11 protein-coding genes are annotated in these 21,024 nt (G+C 69.9%); 8 read left to right on the top strand and 3 right to left on the bottom strand.

Going from position 1 to position 21,024, the window contains the following annotated elements; translation table 11 throughout:
* Nucleotides 1-10: 10 nt before the first annotated feature.
* From Q2K19_RS25485 to Q2K19_RS25495, 3 genes are all read right to left on the bottom strand, one after another.
* Complete coding sequence (locus Q2K19_RS25485; protein ID WP_302764410.1) at nucleotides 11-943, bottom strand: hypothetical protein; 933 nt, start codon at nucleotides 941-943, stop codon at nucleotides 11-13.
* Between the two features lie 185 nt (nucleotides 944-1,128).
* Nucleotides 1,129-1,635 carry a hypothetical protein gene (locus Q2K19_RS25490; RefSeq protein WP_302764411.1) on the bottom strand — a complete coding sequence of 169 codons (507 nt, stop codon included), beginning with the start codon at nucleotides 1,633-1,635 and terminating at the stop codon, nucleotides 1,129-1,131.
* An 80-nt stretch (nucleotides 1,636-1,715) separates the two neighbouring features.
* Nucleotides 1,716-2,246, bottom strand: coding sequence for a DUF4352 domain-containing protein (locus Q2K19_RS25495; protein WP_302764412.1), 531 nt, complete (start codon nucleotides 2,244-2,246; stop codon nucleotides 1,716-1,718).
* A 99-nt stretch (nucleotides 2,247-2,345) separates the two neighbouring features.
* Between Q2K19_RS25495 and Q2K19_RS25500 the strand changes: the two genes are divergently transcribed.
* From Q2K19_RS25500 to Q2K19_RS25535, 8 genes are all read left to right on the top strand, one after another.
* On the top strand, nucleotides 2,346-4,298 hold the full coding sequence (locus Q2K19_RS25500) for an N-6 DNA methylase (RefSeq protein WP_302764413.1): 1,953 nt from the start codon (nucleotides 2,346-2,348) through the stop codon (nucleotides 4,296-4,298).
* Nucleotide 4,299: 1 nt separating this feature from the next.
* Nucleotides 4,300-5,187, top strand: a complete 888-nt coding sequence (locus Q2K19_RS25505) for an 8-oxoguanine DNA glycosylase OGG fold protein (RefSeq protein ID WP_302764414.1) — start codon at nucleotides 4,300-4,302, stop codon at nucleotides 5,185-5,187.
* Between the two features lie 172 nt (nucleotides 5,188-5,359).
* Nucleotides 5,360-8,518, top strand: a complete 3,159-nt coding sequence (drmD, locus tag Q2K19_RS25510) for a DISARM system SNF2-like helicase DrmD (RefSeq protein WP_302764415.1) — start codon at nucleotides 5,360-5,362, stop codon at nucleotides 8,516-8,518.
* Nucleotides 8,515-12,507: an Eco57I restriction-modification methylase domain-containing protein gene (locus Q2K19_RS25515; RefSeq protein ID WP_302764416.1), complete on the top strand. Its 3,993-nt coding sequence runs from the start codon at nucleotides 8,515-8,517 to the stop codon at nucleotides 12,505-12,507. Before drmD ends, Q2K19_RS25515 begins: the two co-directional genes overlap by 4 nt.
* Nucleotides 12,507-16,343 (top strand): DISARM system helicase DrmA, encoded by a 3,837-nt coding sequence (gene drmA / locus Q2K19_RS25520; protein WP_302764417.1) that lies wholly within the window; start codon nucleotides 12,507-12,509, stop codon nucleotides 16,341-16,343. Before Q2K19_RS25515 ends, drmA begins: the two co-directional genes overlap by 1 nt.
* Complete coding sequence (gene drmB, locus Q2K19_RS25525; RefSeq protein WP_302764419.1) at nucleotides 16,343-18,238, top strand: DUF1998 domain-containing protein; 1,896 nt, start codon at nucleotides 16,343-16,345, stop codon at nucleotides 18,236-18,238. Before drmA ends, drmB begins: the two co-directional genes overlap by 1 nt.
* On the top strand, nucleotides 18,235-19,023 hold the full coding sequence (gene drmC, locus Q2K19_RS25530; protein ID WP_302764420.1) for a DISARM system phospholipase D-like protein DrmC: 789 nt from the start codon (nucleotides 18,235-18,237) through the stop codon (nucleotides 19,021-19,023). The genes drmB and drmC overlap by 4 nt, the downstream gene beginning before the upstream one ends.
* The gene (locus tag Q2K19_RS25535) at nucleotides 19,020-20,993 is read left to right on the top strand and encodes an N-6 DNA methylase (protein ID WP_302764422.1); all 1,974 of its coding nucleotides are present in this window, start codon (nucleotides 19,020-19,022) and stop codon (nucleotides 20,991-20,993) included. The genes drmC and Q2K19_RS25535 overlap by 4 nt, the downstream gene beginning before the upstream one ends.
* Nucleotides 20,994-21,024: the final 31 nt, after the last annotated feature.

Genomic DNA, 21,024 nt, shown 5'->3' on the forward strand with positions numbered 1-21,024 from the left:
GGAAGCGGTGTCAGCCTGCGGGGCGCCATTCGCCGCAGTTCTCCGAGTGGAACGCGTAGTCGGAGGAGCGGATGGTGACCTGCACCCGGCGGGCGCCGTTGGTGAAGTAGTTGTCGATGATGTTTCCGGAGCTGTTCTGGCGCTCCCAGTAGCAGCCATCGACGTCGTGGGTGACGTACGTGCCGGGCTTGATTTCCTTGCCCACTCGATAGGTGCCGGAGCCGAACAGCCGGCCCTGGGCCTCCAGGTCCGCGTCGACCTGGCCTCGCTGCACGGCCTGCCGCCACTTCTTCGCGTACGGGTGCTTAGGACAGAGGGTCAGCGCAGCGTTGATTTCAGGGATCTGCTCGCTGCTGGCCGCGAACCCGGCTTTGGTGTACGGGTCGTCGGCATCGACCTCACCGCACATCTCGTAGAGAACCGAGATGTCCCCGTCGTCGTACTGCGAGGTCTTGTAGACCGTCTTCTCCACCGGGCTGACGGGAGAGATCTGGTCCGCGTCGCAGGACACCGGCTTCGCGGCCCAAACTTCGCTGAAGTCCGGGCGGCCGTCCTTGCCGGTGAGGATGGTGAAGGGCTGGCTCTCGCTGAAGTCATCGTCGAGGTAGCAGGTGAGAACGAACGGCTCTTGTTGCGGGATGTTCTTCGGGTCGTCGGGGTACGTGTCGCTGCTGTCGGGGATGCCGTCGCCGTCCCTGTCCGAGGGCGGAGTCGGGCTCGGCGTGGGGGACGGGGTTGCCGATGCAGACGGACTGGTCGAAGACGTCGGCGTGCTCGCGGCCGCCTTCCGATCGTCTCCACATCCGGTCAGCGCGAGCGCCGGCAGCAGAACGGCAACCAGAATGAGTCCGGCCGAGCGGCTGGTGTGCGGCATGGACTCAGCGGGGCTGGTGGCTCGGGCAGGCATCGAAGGGATCGCGTCATGGTGGTCGCGGCGGGCCATGGTCATCTCCGGGTGAAGTGCCGGCTGGGGGTACGTGCACGTTCCGCTTGGCGAAGCGGAGTGGAGGTGGCGGAGTAGCCGCCCAAGGACGCTTTGGAGCGCATGTCGCAAGCGGATCAGTGGTTGATCGCCGCACGCCCAACCAGGCGGCTTCGCGGAGGATCGGCAACAGGTGAGGGCAGTCTTCAGTCGGCGAGGGTGAACACCATCTGGACACCGCTGTCCGGGTGGTAGCTCCACGAGGCGTGGATGTCGTCCCATTGGCCGGACTGCCGTCCGTCGAGCGCCCTGGTCGCTCCGACCTCCGCTCGCACGGAGTCGGGCATCTCCAGCTCCGACCAGTAGCACTCGAGCTGGTCGAAGCTCAGGCCGCTGCTCTCCTTACCGACGCTGTGGAGAGTCAGCGTGCTGCCGTCGTCGCCCAACTTGGCGTAGTCGTCCGAGGCGGCTCCGCACTTCTCTCGAGCAACTTCGAGCCGGGACGGCCGGCTGCCGAAGGCAATGGCAGCGCCGGCTGCCAGGAGGATGGCAACCACCGCGGCTCCAATCAGCAGATACCGACGACGCTTGCTCGGCGGCTGCGGCATCTCCGTTCCGGGCTGCGCCTCAACCACATGCGGCAGCGAGGGCTGCGGAGCAGCGGGCAAGGCGACGTCCTGATCCGGCGGCGTCGGGGTGGTCGGGTCCGTCATGGCGGTCTCCTCTGTGAACAGGAGCGAGATGGGGGAGAGGCGGGGCGGGCGGTGGCGCCCGCCCCGGGTCGAGCGGCGGATCAGGCGAGGGAGACGGTCACGCCGCCGGAGAACGCCGAGTCGTGGAGCTCGAGCTTGGTGAGCTTCACGTTCTTCGGGATGTCGAAGACAAACACGCCGGTCACCTGGTTGCCGGGGTTGATCTCCTCGAAGAAGGTGCTGCCGTCCTTGTTGGCGTAGAGGCCGGCCTCGCTGTCGGACGAGTACTCGGTGCCGTTGGCGGCGAGGGCCTTCTGGCTGCTGTCGTCGAGGGTCTGCGCCTCCTTGCCGATGTTTTTGACGTTGACCGTGATCAGGCAGAACTGGCCCTGCGCCTTCGCGCCAAGCATCGAGCTGCCGACCTTGGCTACGCCGCACTTCGACGACTTGACGGTGAACTCGAACTTCCCGTCCCGGACCGGCTGACCGATCTTCGCGACCTTCGCCGGCTTGTCCTCGCCCTTGGCGCCGCCGGCGTCGGCCTTGCTGGTGGCGTCGTCGGTGCTGCCGGCACCGCAGCCCAGCGCGACGAGACCGGTGGCGAGCAGAGCGAGAGTGGTGGCCTTGCGCATCGTTGTCCTCCTGGTGTGAACGTTGCGGGGTCAATCAGAGCAGATGCTGTGAACGCTGTCAACAGACACGATGCTTGACAGGTATGACACACTGCGGAGGTGCAGGAGAACCCGAGTGTCACGGCAGCGGAGATCGCCCGGCTCGCGGGAGTGGGCCGCGCCGCGGTGAGCAACTGGCGCAAGCGGTACGCCGACTTCCCCGCCCCGGTGGGCGGCACGGCGGCCAGCCCCGAGTTCGACCTGGGCCAGGTCGAGCAGTGGCTCCGCGACCAGGGCAAACTCCCCGAGCTGTCCCGAGCCGACCGCCTCTGGCGGCACCTCGCCGCGGCAATGGAGAGCCCCGCGACGGCGCTGGCCAGCGTCGGGGCGTACCTGCTGGCCCGGCAACGCGGCGAGCGACCAGCCCGCAAGCAGCTCGACAAGCAGCTCGCCGGCCTGCTCCCCGAGATCGACGCCCTCGCCGACGAGCTCGGCCCGCAGGGTGCCTTCGACGAGCTATGGCAGCGCTTCTCCGCACCCGGCCCGGGTCGCCCCTTCGCCACCCCCGACGATCTGGCCGACCTGATGGTCGGGCTCGCCGGCGTCGGCGGCGGCGCCGTCCTCGACCCGGCCGCCGGCACCGGCGCCACCCTCCGGGCCGCCGTCCGCGCCGGCTGCACCGCAGCGTACGGGCAGGAGCTCGACGAGGACCTGGCCAAGCTCGCCGGGCTGTGGCTCGCCCTGCGCGAGGTACCCGGAGAGGTCCGCCCCGGCGACTCACTCCGCGCCGACGCGTTCCCCGGCCGCACCGTCGACGCCGTCGTCTGCCACCCACCGTTCGGCGTCACCAACTGGGGTCTCGACGAGCTCGGCTACGACCCGCGCTGGGAGTACGGGGTGCCGCCGCGTACCGAACCGGAGCTGGCCTGGGCGCAGCACGCCCTCGCGCACCTGCGTCCCGGCGGGCACGCCGTCCTGCTGATGCCGCCCACGGTTGCCGGCCGTCGCGGCGCACGGCGGATCCGGGCCGAGCTGCTACGTCGTGGTGCGCTGCGCGCCGTCATCGCGCTCCCAAGCGGGGTGGCCGCGCCGCACGGCGTACCGCTGCACCTGTGGGTGCTGCGGCGGCCGGCAGCCGAGGCGCCCGCACCGGCGCGGGCGCTGCTGGTCGACGCCGCCGACGGCGACCTCGCCGAGCTGTACGCGCGGGTGCTGTCCACCTGGCGGGCCTTCGCCGCCGCGCCGGACGCCGACCTCGAGGAGGCCGGCTTCGCCCGTGCGGTCCCGATCATCGAGCTGCTCGACGAGGAGGTCGACCTCACGCCCGCCCGCCGGCAAACTGCCGCCGGGGGCGAGGCAACCGGGGAACGCCTGGTACGCACCAGGAAGCGGCTCGCCGCGATCGTCGGCGACCTGCCGGCGCTCATACCGCAGGTCACGCCCGAGCCCGACGGGGCAACCGCACCGCTCAGCGTGTCCATCGCCGAGCTGGCCCGCACCGGTGCGCTGCAACTGATCGGCCCGATCCGCTCGACCGGATTGTCGGACGACGAGTCAGCGGGGACGACGGAGGGCCCGTTGGTGCTCACCGGCCGCGATGTCGCCACCGGTGCGGAGGCGTCCAGGCGCGACGACGGCAAGCTGGGGCAGCACGTTCCTCTGGCCGTCGGGGACGTGGTGGTGCCAACAGTCGCCCCGCAGCTCACTGCCCGGGTCATCACATCGGAAGGTGTGCTGCTGGGGCGCAACCTCTACCTGCTGCGACCGAATCCGGCCGCGCTGGACTCGTGGTTCCTCGCGGGGCAGCTGCGTACCAGCACCAACGAGAAGCAGACGTCGAGCCTCTCCGGCACATTGCGTTACGACATCCGGCGGGCCCAGGTACGGCGGCTGCCGCTAGAGGAGCAGCGCGTGCACGGCGAGGCGTTCCGACGACTCGACGCCTTCGAGTCAGCTATCCGAGAGGCAGCGTCACTCGGCCCGGAGTTGGTGCAGCTCACCGCCGACGGCCTCGCCAGTGGCGCCCTGCGCCCCAGTCACCCCTCAACCCCTCGTTCAAGGAAGAAGGCTTGACGTGCACCTACCCGACGATGCGTCGGAGTACGACGCGGGCGTCGTCAACGGCGGGCTCCGCGACGACGAGCGAGCGTGGTTCAAGCAGAAGCTGCAGGACCTTCTCACGGCCGGCGAGCTCAGTGCGGATGAGCGCGGGTGCGTAGATCTTCAAGCGCTCGTGATGCAGCATGTCGTGACCCTGGATCCGGAACGATGGGCCGCCCGCTCCCCGGCGATCCGTGAAGGTATGCCGGCGCGCCTTTCATCTGCTGCCTGGACCGTGAGTGTCAGCCGCGGGGACGTGGCGGTGGTCGCGGCGGAATGTCGCGTCACCGGAGATTGGCTGCCGCTGCTGATTACCTCGTTCATGTGGGGCTGGGGAACCAATGGCACCGGCCCCGCAAAGCTGCAGTGGGTCCTGGAGGGCCAACAGGACCGCCTCTCACCGGTGCTGGGGCTTGACGAGATCCGGCTCCGGCTCGCGCAAGCTGTTTGCGTCCTTGGCCGGGACGGCGCGGGTTCGGCTTACGACTTCTTTCGGGAAGGCGGAAGGATCCCGCACCTGGGGCCGGCCTTCTTCACGAAGTTCCTCTACTTCGCTGGCAGGGCCACCGACGTGCCCGGCGCCTCGCCGCTGATCTTGGATAGCCGTCTCGCAGAGCGAATGACGTGGTTCTGGAAGCGGCGCCGGGGCGAGCCGTACGCGGCGAACGCGCGGCCGGCGCAGTGGCTGTGGCAGGGGCCGGGCTGGTCGACCTACCGGTACCGCATCTACCTGGCCTGCCTCAACCGACTGGCCGACCAACTGTCCGACGGCGGACAGCGGTGGACGCCGGACCTGGTAGAGCTGTTGCTCTTCCGCCACAACCCCGCCGATGACCTCGGCCCGGTGACGGCGGGCAGCTGACCGAGCGGCTGATTGACCAGGCGACCCACGAGATGATCTCCTCTGTTTCCGTCACCTGGCTGTGAACTGAACAAACAAGCCTTTCGGGGGAGTCCGGCGCAGTCAGGAACGGGCGTACGGTCCTCGGTGGGATCGAGTGGGGCGAATTGAACATGGGGGGACGATGCCGAGCGTGACGACGGCGAAGAAGCCGACGATCGGCGACCTGGTCGCGGTACGCGGCCAGCGATGGGTGGTCAGTGACGTCCAGGACGGCGAGCACAGCAGCCTGGTCAGCCTGCAGAGCGTCGAGGACGGCCGCTACGGCCACACCCTCGACGTCATTTGGGAGGTCGAGCCGGGCCGGCAGGTGCTGCCCAGCGGCTCGCTGCCGAACGTGGCAGACGGCAAGTTCGACTCCCCGCAGCGGCTGGCCGCCTTCCTCGACGCGGTCCGCTGGTCGGCCGTTACTTCCGCCGACGTGAAGACGCTGCAGGCACCGTTCCGCTCCGGCGTCGCGATCGAGGACTACCAGCTCGAGCCGGTCGCCCGCGCGGTCGACGCGCCCCGCGTCAACCTGCTGCTCGCCGACGACGTCGGCCTCGGCAAGACCATCGAGGCCGGCCTCGTCGCCCAGGAGCTGCTGCTGCGTCACCGCGCCCGGCGCATCATGATCGTCTGCCCGGCCGGTCTGACGCTGAAGTGGCAGGACGAGATGGCCGAGAAGTTCGGCCTCGACTTCACCATCATCGACTCGGAGCGCTGCGCGGCCGTCCGCCGCAGCCACGGTTCGGCGGCGAACCCCTTCGAGGTCTACCCGCTGAGCATCGTCAGCCTGCCCTGGCTGCGCGGCCAGAAGGCGCAGCGACTGCTCGACGAGGTGCTGCCCGCCAACGGACCGACCTACCCGCGCACGTTCGACCTGCTGATCCTGGACGAGGCGCACCACGTCGCCCCGGCCGCGCCCAAGCAGGTCTACGCCGTCGACTCCCAGCAGACCAAGCTGATCCGCCGGCTCGCCCCGCACTTCACCCACCGCCTGTTCCTGTCGGCCACCCCGCACAACGGCTACCAGGCCTCCTTCACCGCCCTGCTGGAGATCCTGGACAACCAGCGGTTCGCCCGCGGCGTCAAGGCTGACCAGGCCGCGGTCAAGGACACCGTCGTACGCCGGCTGAAGCGCGACATCGAGAACCCGGACGGCACCCCGCGTTTCGCGGAGCGGAATGCCTCGGCGATCCCGGTCGCGTACCCGGAGGACGAGCGGCAGATCCACGCGCTGCTCACGCAGTTCGCCGAGCTGCGCCGCAAGCGGCTCAACTCTCAGCGCGGCCGCAAGGCCACCGACCTGGTGACCCTGCTGCTGAAGAAGCGGCTCTTCTCCAGCCCGGCCGCGTTCGCCCACACCGTCCGCGTCTACCTGGAGACCCTCGCCAGCAAGAAGGGTTTGCCCAGTCTGACAGCCGGTGACGACGTGCCGGAGTGGATGGACGAGTTCATGGACGACCTCGCCACCTACGACGACGAGCAGCTCGCCGAGGCCGAGGACGACGCCCTCAACCGGGTCCGGCCCATGCAGCCCGACCCGACCTCGGACGAGACGGCCCTGCTGGAGAAGATGCTTGACTGGGCGGAGGCCAAGGAGGCGCAGCCCGACGCCAAGGCCCGCGAGCTGATCAACTACCTGACCGCGGTCTGCAAGCCCGACGGCCGGCACTGGACCAACGAGCGCGTCGTCGTGTTCACCGAGTACCGCGACACCCAGCAGTGGCTCGCGGACCTGCTCCGGCAGGAGGGCCTCGGCGGCGAAGGGCTCGCACTCCTGCACGGCGGCACCCCGACCGACGAGCGCGAGCAGATCCGGCTCGCCTTCCAGGCCCACCCCACCGAGCGGCCGGTACGCATCCTGGTCGCCACCGACGCCGCCAGCGAGGGCATCGACCTGCAAAACCACTGCCACCGGCTGGTCAACTACGACATCCCGTTCAATCCCAACAAGCTGGAGCAGCGGATCGGCCGGATCGACCGGTACGGGCAGAAGGTCAACCCGGAGATCCAGCATTTCGTCGGCACCGGCTTCGGCAAGCCCGTCGATTCGTTCGAGGCCGACCTGGAGTTCCTGTCCCGGGTCGCCACGAAGGTCGCCCGGATGGAGGAGGACCTCGGCTCCGTCAACGCTGTCCTCTCCGACGCCGTGCAGCGCCGGATGCTCGGCGAGCAGGTCGGCGTCGACATCGACTCCGGCAAGGGCAAGACCGGTGGCAGCCTCCCGACCGAGTCCAACGTGCGCGAACAGGTCCGCCGGCTCCGCGCCGACCTGGACAAGACCGTCGAGGAGCTTGGCATCACCCCGCCGGCGGTCAAGCGGGTCGTTGACACCGCCCTGGAACTGGCCCGCCAGCAGCCACTCAAGCGGCACACCGACGACAAGCACCTGCTCGGCGGCCTCTACGCCGTGCCGCCGCTGACCGGCTCCTGGCAGCGCGCCAGCGCCGGCCTGACGGCCAAACTGCAGGATGACGACGAGCCGCCCCGCCAACTGCCGGTCACCTTCGACCCGCAGGTGGCCAAGGGGGACCGCGACGGCATCGTCCTCGCCCACCTCAACCACCCGCTGGTCGCCATGTCGACCCGGCTGCTGCGCGCCGGCGTCTCCAACCCTGACATCGGCCTGCACCGGGTCACCGCCGTGGTCAGCGACGACTCGACGCTTGAGGACGTGCTGGTCGGGGCGTACTCCCGGTTCGTGCTGGTCGGCGCGGACGGCGTCCGCCTGCACGAGGAGGTCCTCTACGCCGGCGGCTGGGCGCCCGAGCAGGGCCGCTTCCGCCGCCTGGAGAACCTCGGCAGCCTCGGCGGCATCCTCGACCGGGCGCTCACCACCGGCACGCCCGCCTCGCCAATCGTGCACGACCGGCTCGCCGAACGCTGGACCCGGATCTCCGACGGTCTGGTCGCCGCCATTGAATGGCGCACCAAGACCCGGCAGGAGGCGTTGGCACGCAAGCTTCTGCAGCGGCAACATGCCGAGGAGGAGCGGATCAAGCACAACCTCGACCAGTTCGCCGCCACGCTCCAGAACGCGCTTGAGGTGCCGGAGGCGCCCGAGCAAGGCGCCGAAGGGCAGACGTCCTTCTTTAGCAGGGGCGAGCTTGAGGCGATGAGCAAGAGCAAGGAAGAGCTGGCCCAGTACCGCAAGGACCGTGAATCCTGGAGGGAACGTTTGGCGGCACTCAAGGCCGAGCGCGACCGCGAACTCGCCGCGGTTGCCGCTCGCTACCGCGACCCGAAAGACCACAGCTTCCCGGTGGCCGTGGTCTTCGTCGTACCGAAGCGGGAGGCCACGCGATGAGCCGCACCTTCCACCGCCCCGCCCCGGACGGCGCCGAGCAGCACCGCAACTGGCTCAGCCTGGTGGACGTGAACGGCCCGTTCCTCAGCCTGCCGGTGCTGCGCCGCACCTGGCCCACCCTCGACGCCCTCGACAAGAAGACCCGCGAGCGGCTGCGCCAGCAGCACACCACCTGGCAGGCCGACACCGCCGTGGGCCAGCAGGCCTGGATCGGGTATGTGCTGGGCGAGCTGCTCGGCTGGGGCGACACGCTGCACGAAAGCGGCCTCGATGCCCTCGCCTACACAGTCGCCGAGCACGACACCGAGCTGCGACCGTCGTTCGTGCTGGTTGAGCCGGGAGAGGAGGTCAAGCCGGATAGCGTACGGCTGCTCGGCCTGATCTGTCCGCTTGGCCAGCAGCCGACTGCGCGGATCAAAGACTCCACCTGGGCCGCGACCCCGGCCGACAGGCTCGCCCACCTGTGCCGGCACCACAACATCGAGCTCGGCCTCGCCACCGACGGCCGTTGGTGGACCCTCGTCTGGGCGCCCCGCGGCGGCGTCACCAGCACTGCCACCTTCGACACCGTCTCCTGGCCGGAGGCGGCAGAGCGGGACGTGGTGCGGGCGTTCGTCTCGCTGCTGTCGCGCCGCCGGTTCTTCGGCGTGCCCGACAGCGAGCGGCTGGTGCCGCTGCTGCGCGACAGCCTCGGTAGCCAGGAGGAGATCACCGAGGCGCTCGGCGTCCAGGTCCGCCGGGCCGTCGAGCTGCTGGTCGCCGCGATCGGCCGGATCGACGTACGGGAGCGGGAGCTGGGCGGGCGCGGCCTGGCCGACCACGAGGCGCACGAGGTCTACCGCGGCTCGGTCGCGGTGATGATGCGGATCGTCTTCCTGCTCTTCGCCGAGGAGCGCAAGCTGCTCCCCGCCGACAACGAGCTGTACGCGACGGCGTACTCGGCCGGGCGGCTCTGTGAAGAGCTGGAACAGCGGGCCACCGAGGGCAGCGAGGAGGACCTGGAACACAGCTCCGCCGCCTGGCACCGGCTGCTCGCCCTGTTCAACGCCGTCTACCACGGCATCGACCACCCCCGTCTCAAGCTGCACGGCCACGACGGCTCGCTCTTCGACCCGAAGCAGTACGCGTGGATGCCGCTTACCATCGACGACCGGACCGTGCTGCACATGCTCCGCTCGGTGCAGTACGTCGAGGTCGGCACCGGCCGGTCGCGCGAGCGCCGCACCGTCAGCTTCCGCGCCCTCGACGTCGAGCAGATCGGGTACGTCTACGAGGGCCTGCTCTCCTTCGAGGGCTTCCGAGCCCAGGACGTGACCGTTGGGCTGGTCGGCAAGGAGGGGCTGGAGGAAGAGGTCGCGCTCGGTGACCTGGAGGCGCTGCGCGAGCGGCAATCCGATGCGTCGGCACTGGCCAAGGCGCTCGCGGAGAAGTACAAGGACTCCAAGATCGGGTCGGTCGCGGCCCTGGCGAAGAAGCTGGCACCGCTGGACGGGCTGGAACGCGAGGAGGCCCGCAAGAAGCTGCTCGCCGTCACCAGCGGCGACTATCCGCTCTCCGAGCGGCTGCTGCCATACTTCGGGATCCTTCGGGAGGACCTGCGGGGTCTGCCGGTGGTGATCCTCCCCGGGGCCCTCTTCGTCACCGAGTCGGCGCTGCGTCGCAACACCGGCACCCACTACACGCCGCGCTTCCTCGCTGAGGAGGTGGTCGAGGGCGCGCTGGAGCCACTGGTCTACGAGCCGGGTCCGTTGCAGACGGCGGACAAGTCGCAGTGGAAGCCGAAGTCCAGCAAGGAGATCCTGGCGCTCAAGATTGCCGACATCGCCATGGGGTCGGCGGCATTCCTTGTCGCGGCGGCCCGCTACCTGGCCGGGCACCTGATCGAGGCATGGTCGCGGGAGGGCGACAAGCGGGCGCTCGCCTACCAGCAGCGCGGCGTAGACCGGGCTGTGGACGCCGACGACGACCCGCTGGTGATCGAGGCGCGGCGGCAGGTCATCGAGCACTGCCTGTACGGGGTGGACATCAACCCGATGGCCGTGGAGATGGCGAAGCTGTCCCTCTGGCTCGTCTCCATGGACCCGCAGCGCCCCTTCACCTTCCTCGACGACCGCCTGGTCGCGGGCGACTCGCTGCTCGGTGTCGGCAATCGGTCGGTGCTAGCCGAGGGCGGTGCGCGTGACCTGCGGCTAGACCGCGAGTTGTCCCAGGCCCTGGAGTTGCGGCGGCGGCTCGCCGCGCTGCCGGACAATCAGGAAAACCTGGCGGAGAAACGGCGCCTCCTCGACGAGACGCGCACCGTGGGGCGCCGGGCCGACGCCTACGCCGACCTGGTTGTCGGGGCGTCGCTCGCCTCGGTCAAGCGTGGGCAGGACCCAGTCGTCATCGCCGAGCGGGTCGGCACGCTCGCCCAGCACCTGGCCCGCAGCGGCGACGTGGGCCCGCTCGTCGAGCAGGCCGAGTCGTGGCTGGCCCTCGATCTGCCGGAGGGCGCGTTCGACCGGGAGCCGCTGCACTGGCCGCTGGAGTTTCCCGAGGTCTTCGAGCAGGGCGGCTTCGACGCTATCATCGGCAACCCACCCTTCCTGGGAGGCCAAAAGCTCACCGGTGCTCTGGGGACCGTGTACCGCGAGCACTTGATCAGGGCGATCGGCCGAGGCGCGCGAGGAAGCGCAGATCTCGTGGCCTACTTTGTGCTGCGGGCGCATGGACTCCTCAACGGAGCCGGGCAGACGGGTTTGATTGCCACGAACACCCTTGCCCAAGGCGATACCCGGGAAGTTGGCCTCGATCAGGTCGCCGCCACCGGGGCCACCATTCGCCAGGCAATCAAGAGTAAGCCGTGGCCATCGAGGTCGGCCGCGCTGGAATTTTGCGCGATCTGGACCAGTCGCGCGCCGCTTTGGCGCAAGGCTGAGTGCCGTGTAGACAGTTTGGTCGTCGCTGGCATCAAGCCTTCGCTCGACCCCGTGTCTCGCGTTGTAGGCAATCCGTACCGGCTTGTTGCTAGTCAGCAGGTGGCTTTCAAGGGTACGGAAGTTACAGCAATCGATGGTTTCACCATGACTCCGGGTTCTGCCCGGGCGTTAATTGACGCAAACCCACGGAATCGCGAAGTTCTTCTTCCGTTCCTAAATGGCAGCGACCTTAACTCTCGTCCAGACGTTTCGGCGAGCCGATGGATCATCAATTTTTATGACTGGTCAGAGGATCGGGCTAAGAGTTACCCAGATTGTTATCAACGCTTGCTAGACCTGGTCAAACCCGTTCTAAGCAAGAACAACAACCCCTCCTTGCGTGAGTTCTGGTGGCGATACAAAAGGCCAGCCCCTGCGATGCAGGCCGCTATTGCGGGGCTGAAGCGAGTTGTCGTCATCACACTGGTGAGCAAGACGGTGATGCCGGTGATGGTGCCCACAGGGCAGGTCTTCGCACATAAGCTCGCGGTGTTTGCGACCGACGACCCGGCCATGCTGGCGGCGCTATCTAGTGGGCCTCACTACTGGTGGGCCACTAGTCGGAGTTCCACCATGAAGGCGGACCTTAACTATTCCCCATCAGACGTCTTCGAGACGCTGGCGCTGCCGGAGCTGACCTCGGTGATACGCGCGCTGGGGGATCGGCTGGATACGTACCGCCGAGACGTGATGCTGCGCCGGCAGGCGGGGCTGACGGCGACTTACAACCTCGTTTTCGATCCAGCCTGTCAGGACGCGGACATCGTGGAGTTGCGGCGTATCCACGAGGACATTGACGAGGCGGTTTGCCGTGCCTATGGCTGGGACGATCTCGTTGAGCAGGGACTTGACCATGGCTTCCACAGGGCCGGCGCCTACACCCGCTACACCGTCGGCCCCGCCGCCCAGCGGGAGATCCTCGACCGCCTGCTGGAACTGAACCATCAGCGTTACAAGGAAGAAGTGGACAAGGGCCTGCACGACAACAAGACCGGCCGCAAGGCGAAGACCACCGCGGAAGGGTTGTGGTGATGGTCGACGTACAGGGCGGGCTCTTCCCGCACCCCCGTGGCGAGCAGCAGGCGCTGTCCTTGTCCGGCAAGGACGACGGGGATCAGCCTGCACTCATCCCGCCACTCGACGTGCCGCAGACGTTCCCCGAGGCCACGTCCTACCAGGTCCGTGACGAGCTGGAGGAGCTGATCGGGCGAGACCTGCTGGGTCCATGGGACGGCGAGCGCGAGGAGTTTCGTCCCGGCGCGATGGGCCCGCGCGAGCGTTACCTCGTCGGCATGCTCGGCCCGAAGCAGCGGCCGCGCACCGAGCGCCGCGACTCGTCCGAGGTGCACGACGTGGACGCCGCCGTCCAGGGCGACGGCAGCGAGGCCGAGCTGCCCGAGGTGGTCACCCCGCAGAACCTCGGCAAGATGTGGGCCTCCTCCATGGGGCTGTCGTTCGCCGTCGCCGGCGACACCGACGTGGTGTCGGTGACCGCCGAGTGGGGCCGCTACGACCTGCGCGAATCCGAGGACGAGAAGGGCAAGAAACGCCGCGTCTGGTACCGCGAGCCGGCCTCCTACGCCAAGGAGGCCCGGCTCGACGGTGACACCTCGTACCGGATCCCGCTCACCGTCCCCAGCCAGGACGACCCGGGGGTGCATCTGTCCGTCGAGGTCCGGCCGCGCGACGGGCGGCGGGTCGTGCAGTTCGCGCTGATCAACACGCAGCTTGAGCCGGAGAGCAACGCCGACACCGCTTGGCTCTTCCAGGCCGCGCTGACGGTCACCGCGCTGGACGGCCACGCGGCCGTTTTCCTGCCTATCGACGACCCGCTCGATGGGGTGAAGGGCGTCGGCGACGACCTGGAGGAGGCGCACCTGCGGCTGCTCTACCGGTCGCAGCGCCGCTACGCCTCCGGCCGTAACGTCGCCGTGCACCCCTGGGTGCGCGACGGCGAACGCTGCGCCCACAAGCTCTTCACCACCTGGCTGCCCACCTACAACGTCCCCGCGACGGTCGCGCCGGTCGGTAAGGGCACGCCGCTGTCCGGTGTCGAGCTGTCCATGGACGCGCTGGCCACCGCCGACATCGACCGGCTCCGCACCGGGCTGGCGCCGCTCGCTGACGGGTACGAAGCCTGGCTCGACGCCGAGGCTGCGAAGATTCCCGACCTGCCCAAGGCGCTCCGCGAGGCCGCCCAGACCGCCGTGATGAACGCCGAGAAGGCGGCGAAGCGCATCCGCGCCGGAGTCGCGCTGCTCACCAACCCGGAGGCCGACAAGCACGCCGAGGCGCTCGCCGCGTTCCGGTTCGCCAACGAGGCCATGGCGTTGCAGCGCCGACACAGCGAGGTCGCCCGGCTCCGGGAGGAGCAGGGCCTGACGTACGCGGAGGCCAAGGCGGCCATCGACGCGCGCGGCGCCGCGGCTGCCTCCTGGCGGCCCTTCCAGCTCGCGTTCGTGCTGCTCAACCTGCCGTCGCTGACCGACCCAACGCATTCCGAGCGGGCCGCCAACCGGGACGCCACCGTCGACCTGCTCTTCTTCCCGACCGGTGGCGGCAAGACCGAGGCGTACCTGGGCCTGACCGCGTTCACCTTCGCCATCCGCCGGCTGCAGGGCGTGGTCGGCTCCGGCGCGGACGCCCGTAGCGGCGAGGCCGGTGTCGCGGTGCTCATGCGCTACACGCTGCGGCTGCTTACTGCGCAGCAGTTCCAGCGGGCCGCCGCGCTGATCTGCGCGGCCGAGGTGCTGCGCCAGCGCGACGAGGGCACCTGGGGCAAGGAACCGTTCCGCATCGGGCTCTGGGTCGGCGGTGGCGTCTCGCCGAACTGGTTCGATGAGGCGGCCGAGCAGATCGCGGAGGCGCGCGAGGCGGGTCACGGCAAGTTCACCAACGTCCTGCAGACGCTGAGCTGCCCGTGGTGCGGGTCGAAGCTGCGCGCCGAGCGGGACCTGGAGCCGAAGGAGGACCTGCGCCGCGTCCTCCTGTTCTGCGCCGAGGCCGAGGGCGTCGACGCCTGCCCGTTCTCCCGCACCCGCAGCAGCGAGGGCCTGCCGATCCTCACCGTCGACGAGGAGATCTACCGGTACGCCCCCAGCCTGGTCATCGCCACCGTCGACAAGCTCGCCCAGCTCCCGTGGCGCGGCTTCGCCGGCCTGCTCTTCGGGCGGGTGCGCGAGCGCTGCCCCCGGCACGGCTACCGGCACGATGACCTGGACGGGCGCACCAACTGCGGCAACCGGCACAACAAGAAGGGCAGCCTGGAGGCGGTCACCAGTCAGCCGGTGATCCGGCTGCGCCCGCCGGACCTGATCATCCAGGACGAGCTGCACCTCATCTCCGGCGCGCTCGGCACCGTGGTCGGGCTCTTCGAGGCGGCCGTCGACCAGCTCTGCACCTGGCCGCTGCCGGACGGTGGCGAGGCCGGGCCGAAGATCGTCGCGTCCACGGCCACCACCAAGCGGGCCCGAGAGCAGGTGCTCGGCGTCTTCGGCCGGGATCTGGCGGTCTTCCCGCCGCCGGTCATCGACATCACCGACACCTTCTTCAGCCAGCAGGTGCCGGTCACCGTCGCGAATCCGGGCCGCCGGTACCTCGGCGTGTGCGCCCATGGCGTACGGATGAAGTCCGCCGAGATCCGGGTCGCGGAGATCCTGCTGCTCGCCGGACAGAGCCTGTTCGACAGGTACGGGAAGCCCGCCGACCCGTACATGACCACGGTCGGCTACTTCAGCGCCACCCGAGAGCTGGCTGGCATGCGCCGCCTCCTCGACGACCAGGTCGCCACGCGTGTCCGCACCCACGGTCGGCGCAAGGACCTCTCCGATCGGCTGGTCGGGCCGAGCATGCTGAACGTGCAGGAGTTGACGTCCCGGATCTCGTCCGGCGACATCAGCGACGTGCTGAAGCGGCTGGAGATCGGCTTCGACCCGGAGATCGACACGACCGCCCGGCGGAAGGCCATCTTCGAGGACATGCGGGAGGCCATGAAGGCCAAGACCGCCTCCAACCCGCGGCTCAACCTGCACCCGGTCACCGACCGCTTCTACAAGCGGCAAAGCGAGGGCCAGCTGCCGGTCGACGCGGTGCTGGCCACGTCGATGCTCCAGGTCGGCGTGGACGTGTCCCGGTTCGGTCTCATGGTGGTCACCGGCCAGCCGAAGAACACCGCCGAATACATCCAGGCGTCCTCCCGGGTCGGCCGGGACGCCCGCCGACCCGGGCTGGTGGTCACCCTCTACAACTGGACCCGGCCCCGGGACCTTGCCCACTATGAGGACTTCGAGTACTACCACGCCACCTTCTACCGGCAGGTGGAGGCGCTGTCCGTCACCCCGTACACCCGGCGGGCGCTGGACCGGCAGACCACCGCGACCCTGGTCGCGGCCGTGCGCAACGCGGAGGAGGGCTTCTCCCGCAACACGGACGCGCAGGACGTGCCGCTGGACGGCCCCGAGGTGCAGCGGGTCGTCGACCGGTTCCTCCAGCGGGCCGAGGACATTGCCGGCAACCGCGGCCGCGACTACCTCTCGGAGCGGATCAACCGGCTGCGGGACCTGTGGAACGAGCGGAAGGCCGGCTCGGTGCGGCTCGGCTACGCCGACGGGACCTTCAAGCAGCAGAAGCTCGCTGGTCTGCTCAGGGTGGCCGGCGGCGAGCGGTGGACCGACCTGACGGTCGGGCAGTCCATGCGGGAGACGGAGAACGAGATCAACCTGGTGCTGCCCGCGGGGGAGAAGATCTTCGACCAGCAGTACGGGGCGCCGGAGTGGTCGTTCGGGCCGCCGAGCGACGACGTGCGGGACGAGGACCGACCCGACGGGGACGAGCTGGGCGAGTCGACCCTCGCGGGGAAGGGGAACTGATGGCGAGCAAGCACTTCCGGCGGGTCGGCTCGGTCCGCCCCAGCCACCTGATGTTCACCACGGGCGTCGGCGCGATCGTCGACCTGCCGAACTTCTCCGTGCTGGTGCGCGGCCTCGACGACTGGAACCACAACGCGGTGCCCGACTGGGAGCCGATCGCCGAACCCCGGCTGCTCGCCGCCGTGCGCAAGCTGCTCAAGGAGAAGTCCATCAAGGAGCTGCGGCCGGCGCCCTGGATCGACGGCGGCGACGAGCCGAACAGCCCGGCGTCGAAGGTCGGCGTGCCGGTCACGCCCTTCCCGAGCTGGCTGCGCTGCACAGCCTGCGACGAACTGGCCCCGATCGACGGGGGAGTCTTCGGGTTCGAGAACTCCAAGGCCCGCAAGCCGCACGAGGCGCGGTTCTTCCACACCGTGTGCGGGCGGAAGAAGTCCGGCCGGCGGCCGATGGCGGTGGCGGCCCGCTTCGTGCTCGCCTGCACCGCCGGCCACCTCGACGACTTCCCGTACGCCCAGTACGTGCACCAGGGCGGCGGCTGCCCCAACGCCAGCCACCCGAAGCTGCGGATGGATGACCGGGGCGGCAACCTCGGCGCCAACGTCGAGATCCGGTGCGTGCCCTGCGGCGCCCGCCGCAACATGAAGGAGGTGCTCGGTCAGCGCGGCGCGGACAAGCTGCCCCGCTGCCGGAGCCGCCGGGCGCACCTGGGCGACTTCGAGCCGGGGGAGTGCACCGGCGAGCTGAAGCTGCTGGTCGTCGGCGCGTCCAACCAATGGTTCGCGCAGACGCTTTCCGCGCTCGCCGTGCCGCGCACGGGGGCCGGTGAGCTGCAGACCAAGGTCGAGCAGCATTGGTCGACCTTCGAGAAGATGGAGAGCGTCGCGTTTCTGCCCTTCGCCCGCTCCGCTGTGCCGGCGCTCAGGGAGTTCGAGCGGTGGACCGACGCGCAGATCTGGGCGGCCGTCGAGCGGCACCGCAGCGGCCCGAAGGGTGACGAGGACGAGAAGGGCTACCCGGACCTGCACACGCCGGAGTGGGAGATCTTCTCCGCCGGGGAGTTGCCGCCGACCACCCCTGACTTCACGCTGAGACGGGACCCGAACGGCGTGCCGGGCGAGCTGAAGGAGATCTACGCCGACGTCATCCAGGCCGAGCGGCTGCGCGAGGTCCGCGCGCTGGTCGGCTTCACCCGTCTCGACGCTCCCGACCCGATGGACCCCGACCTCGTACGGCGGGCGCCGCTCTCCAGGGCCACCCCGGAGTGGGTGCCGGCCAGCGAGGTGCGCGGCGAGGGCATCTTCCTGCGGCTCCCCGAGGATTTGCTCGTCGACTGGGAACGCCGGGTCACCGACACCGAGACCATGGAAACGCACCGGGAGGCGTACGGGCGGTTCCGGGAGAGCCGCTACTCCGGGCGTATCCGGGGCGGCTTCGACCGGATGAAGCACTGGCCGGGGGAGCGGTACCTCGCCCTGCACACCTTCTCGCACTTGCTGATCCGCACCATCGCGCTCGAGTGCGGCTACAGCTCGGCCAGCCTGTCGGAACGCATCTACACCGGCACCCTGGAGGACCCGCAGCGCACCGGGATCCTGATCTACACGGCCGTGCCGGACGCCGAAGGGACGCTTGGCGGCCTGGTGTCGCTCGCGGAGCACGACGACCTCGTCCGTCTCACTCGCCGGGCGCTGAACGACGCCCTGCACTGCTCCTCGGACCCGCTCTGCGCCGAGCGCCTGCCGCATCATCCGGAGGATTTCCTGCACGGGGCCGCCTGCCACGTCTGCCTGTTCGTCTCCGAGACGACCTGCGAACGCGGCAACCGGTTCCTGGACCGGCGCTTCGTCGTACCGATCGACGACCCGGCTCTGGCGCTCTTCCCCGAGCTGCCATGACCTGGTACCCGGCGTTCGAGGCGGCGGCCGAGGCCGCGGTGAACCGGCTCGGGCCGGGGCACCTGCGGGTGTTGGCCGACCGCCTCGGCGAGGGCTGGCCGGAGCAGGCGTTACGGCACGCGGTGCCGGCGCCCGGCTTCGCCGAGGCGGCCGGGGCCATGCTCGCCGCGCAGCGGGCCTCGGGGGTGCCGGGTGTGGAGGCGGCGGCTTACCTGCGCGGGCTGGCCGCCGGACACGCACAGCGGTCGGCTGCGGTGCGGATCGAGTCGGTGTGGAGCGGACCGAGCACCCACCCCGTGCCCGTCCGCGCCACCGCGCAGGTGCTGGTCGACCTGGTCGCGGAGGCCCGCGCCGAGCTGCTGCTGATGACGTACTCCGCTACGAAGTACCCGCCGCTCGTGTCGGTGCTGGCGGCGGCGGTCGATCGCGGCGTGTCGGTCACCGTTGTCGTCGAGACGCTGGGCGGTGCACGTGGGGCGCTCAACGGTGCCGAGCCGGCCGCCGCATTCGCGGACGTGCCGGGCGTGCAGGTGTGGCACTGGCCGGTCGATCAGCGGGTTGAGGACCGGGCCAAGATGCACGCCAAGATCGCGGTCGCCGACCGGCGGGTTCTGCTGGTGTCGAGCGCCAATCTGACCCAGTCCGGCGTCAACAGGAACATCGAGGCCGGCCTGCTGGTGCGCGGCGGGACAGCGCCGCAACGCGCGGCCGAGCACATCGCCGAACTCCAGAGCCGAGGGTTGCTGACCCGGCTCACGCCGGCGACTCAGGGAGGTGGCCGGTGACCGGTCGGGACGGTGCGACCGTTGCCAGCGGCGACATCGCCCGGTTGGCAGGTGTCGGCCGCGCGGCGGTCAGCAACTGGCGGCGCCGCTTCGCGGACTTTCCCCAGCCGGTAGGAGGCAGCTCGGCGAGCCCGCTGTATGCGTTGCCGGAGGTCGAGGACTGGCTCACCCGGCATGGCAAGCCGTACGACGTGACGCCGGTGGACCGGTTGTGGCAGTCGCTGCGGGGCGCCGCAGCCGACCGCGAGCTGGGTGACCGGATCGGGAACCTTGGCGGCTTTCTCGTCACCCTTGAGCGGGAGCCAGAGCAGTGGAAGGCCCTGGCCGACCAGCCGAGTCCGGTCGTCATGGCGAACCTCGTCGACCTGCTCCGCACCGTCGTTCCGGAGTTCGGCGCCCTGCTCACGAACATGCCGGACGAGGACACGCTCACCATCGTGCGGCTCGCCGCTGAGGCCGCGGAGCGGGAGACGGGTGCCGCCGTCTTCGACTTCCTTTGTGCGCGGTACCTGGAGGTCCACTCCCGCAGGCACGCCGTCACGCCCGAATGGGTCGCGAACCTCATGGTCACCATGACCGGCGCGGCAGGCGGACGGCTGCTCGACCCGGCCGGCGGCATCGGCACCCTGCTGCTGGCAGGCCGGGCCGCTGGCGCCACCGAACTGTCCGGGCAGGAGATCAACGTGACCGCTGCCCGCCTCGCCGTGTCCCGCCTGCTCCTGGGGGGCCACTCCGCGATGCTGGCGGTCGGCGACTCGCTGCGTGTCGACGCCTTCGCCGGCGAACTGTTTGACGCCGTGGTCTGCAACCCACCGTTCGCGGAGCGCTCCTGGGGCCACGACGAGCTCACCAGTGACCCCCGCTGGACGTATGGGATGCCGCCGCGAGGCGAGTCGGAACTGGCCTGGGTGCAGCACTGCCTGGCCCACGTCAAGCCCGGTGGACACGTGGCGATCCTGATGCCGGCGGCCGCGGCGAGCCGCCGCGCGGGCCGCCGGATCCGCGCAAACCTGCTCCGGTCCGGCGCGCTCCGGGCGGTCATCAGCCTCCCGGGCTGGGGTACGACAGCCCCCGGTGGCCCGGACCTGTGGCTGCTACGTCGTCCAGACGGCACCGACCACGCGCACGTGCTGCTGCTCGACGCCACCGCCGAGCGCGACCGGATCGAGGACGGGTGGCGGTCGTTCCAGTCCGACCCGGAGGCCCGCCAGGCCGGCCCCGGCATCTCGGTCCGCATCCTCGATCTGCTTGACGAACACGTCGACCTCACCCCCGCCCGGCACCTCGCCGAGAACGCCACATCCCCTGTCACGCTGGCGTTCCGGCCGACCCGGACCCGCCTGTACTCGGCGGCCAGGACACTCGCCGACACCCTGCCGGACCTGACAGTCCCGGACGCCCCCGAGCCACCACCGACGACCACCATCGGCGAACTGGCCAAGGCCGGTGCAGTGTCCGTTCGCCAGGCACCGATGGGGATGCCCACGGACCGGGGCGACCTCCCGGTTCTCACGGCCAAGGATGTCCGCGTCGGGCGCCCGCCTTCCGGGGCCGGCAGTGCCGGCCCTGGTTCGATCGAGCTACGGCGTGGCGACGTGGTCGCCCTGCCACCCGGACGGCACGCCGCAGTGCGGGTACTCACCGAAGACGGGGTACTGCTTGGCCCGCAGCTCCTGCTCTTGCGGGTTGATCCGGAGCGGCTCGACCCTCAGTTCGTCGCCGGGTTCCTGCGCATCGCGCAGTCGGCAACTCGTACCTCGTCAGGTTCTGCCCGCATCGACTTTCACCGCGCATCGCTGCTTCGGCTGCCGATCGACGCGCAACGCGAGTACGGCAAGGCGTTCCAGATGCTGTCGGATTTCCAACAGTCGGTGCGGCAGACGGCGGAACTCGCGGAGTCCTTTGTGGAACTAGGATTCGCGGGTCTCGCTGGCGGCAGGCTGCGACCGGCTGGAGCAGCGGGTGCATAGCGTGCCCAGCACCGTGGGGGGCAGGGGAGGG

This window comes from Micromonospora sp. NBRC 110009 (assembly GCF_030518795.1).
GTDB lineage: Bacteria > Actinomycetota > Actinomycetes > Mycobacteriales > Micromonosporaceae > Micromonospora.

Excerpts from the sequence above, each read along its gene's own strand:
- Q2K19_RS25485 (WP_302764410.1), bottom strand. The coding sequence starts at position 943 with ATGGCCCGCCGCGACCACCATGACGCGATCCCTTCGATGCCTGCCCGA.
- Q2K19_RS25490 (WP_302764411.1), bottom strand. The coding sequence starts at position 1,635 with ATGACGGACCCGACCACCCCGACGCCGCCGGATCAGGACGTCGCCTTG.
- Q2K19_RS25495 (WP_302764412.1), bottom strand. The coding sequence starts at position 2,246 with ATGCGCAAGGCCACCACTCTCGCTCTGCTCGCCACCGGTCTCGTCGCG.
- Q2K19_RS25515 (WP_302764416.1), top strand. The coding sequence starts at position 8,515 with ATGAGCCGCACCTTCCACCGCCCCGCCCCGGACGGCGCCGAGCAGCAC.
- drmA (WP_302764417.1), top strand. The coding sequence starts at position 12,507 with ATGGTCGACGTACAGGGCGGGCTCTTCCCGCACCCCCGTGGCGAGCAG.
- drmB (WP_302764419.1), top strand. The coding sequence starts at position 16,343 with ATGGCGAGCAAGCACTTCCGGCGGGTCGGCTCGGTCCGCCCCAGCCAC.
- drmC (WP_302764420.1), top strand. The coding sequence starts at position 18,235 with ATGACCTGGTACCCGGCGTTCGAGGCGGCGGCCGAGGCCGCGGTGAAC.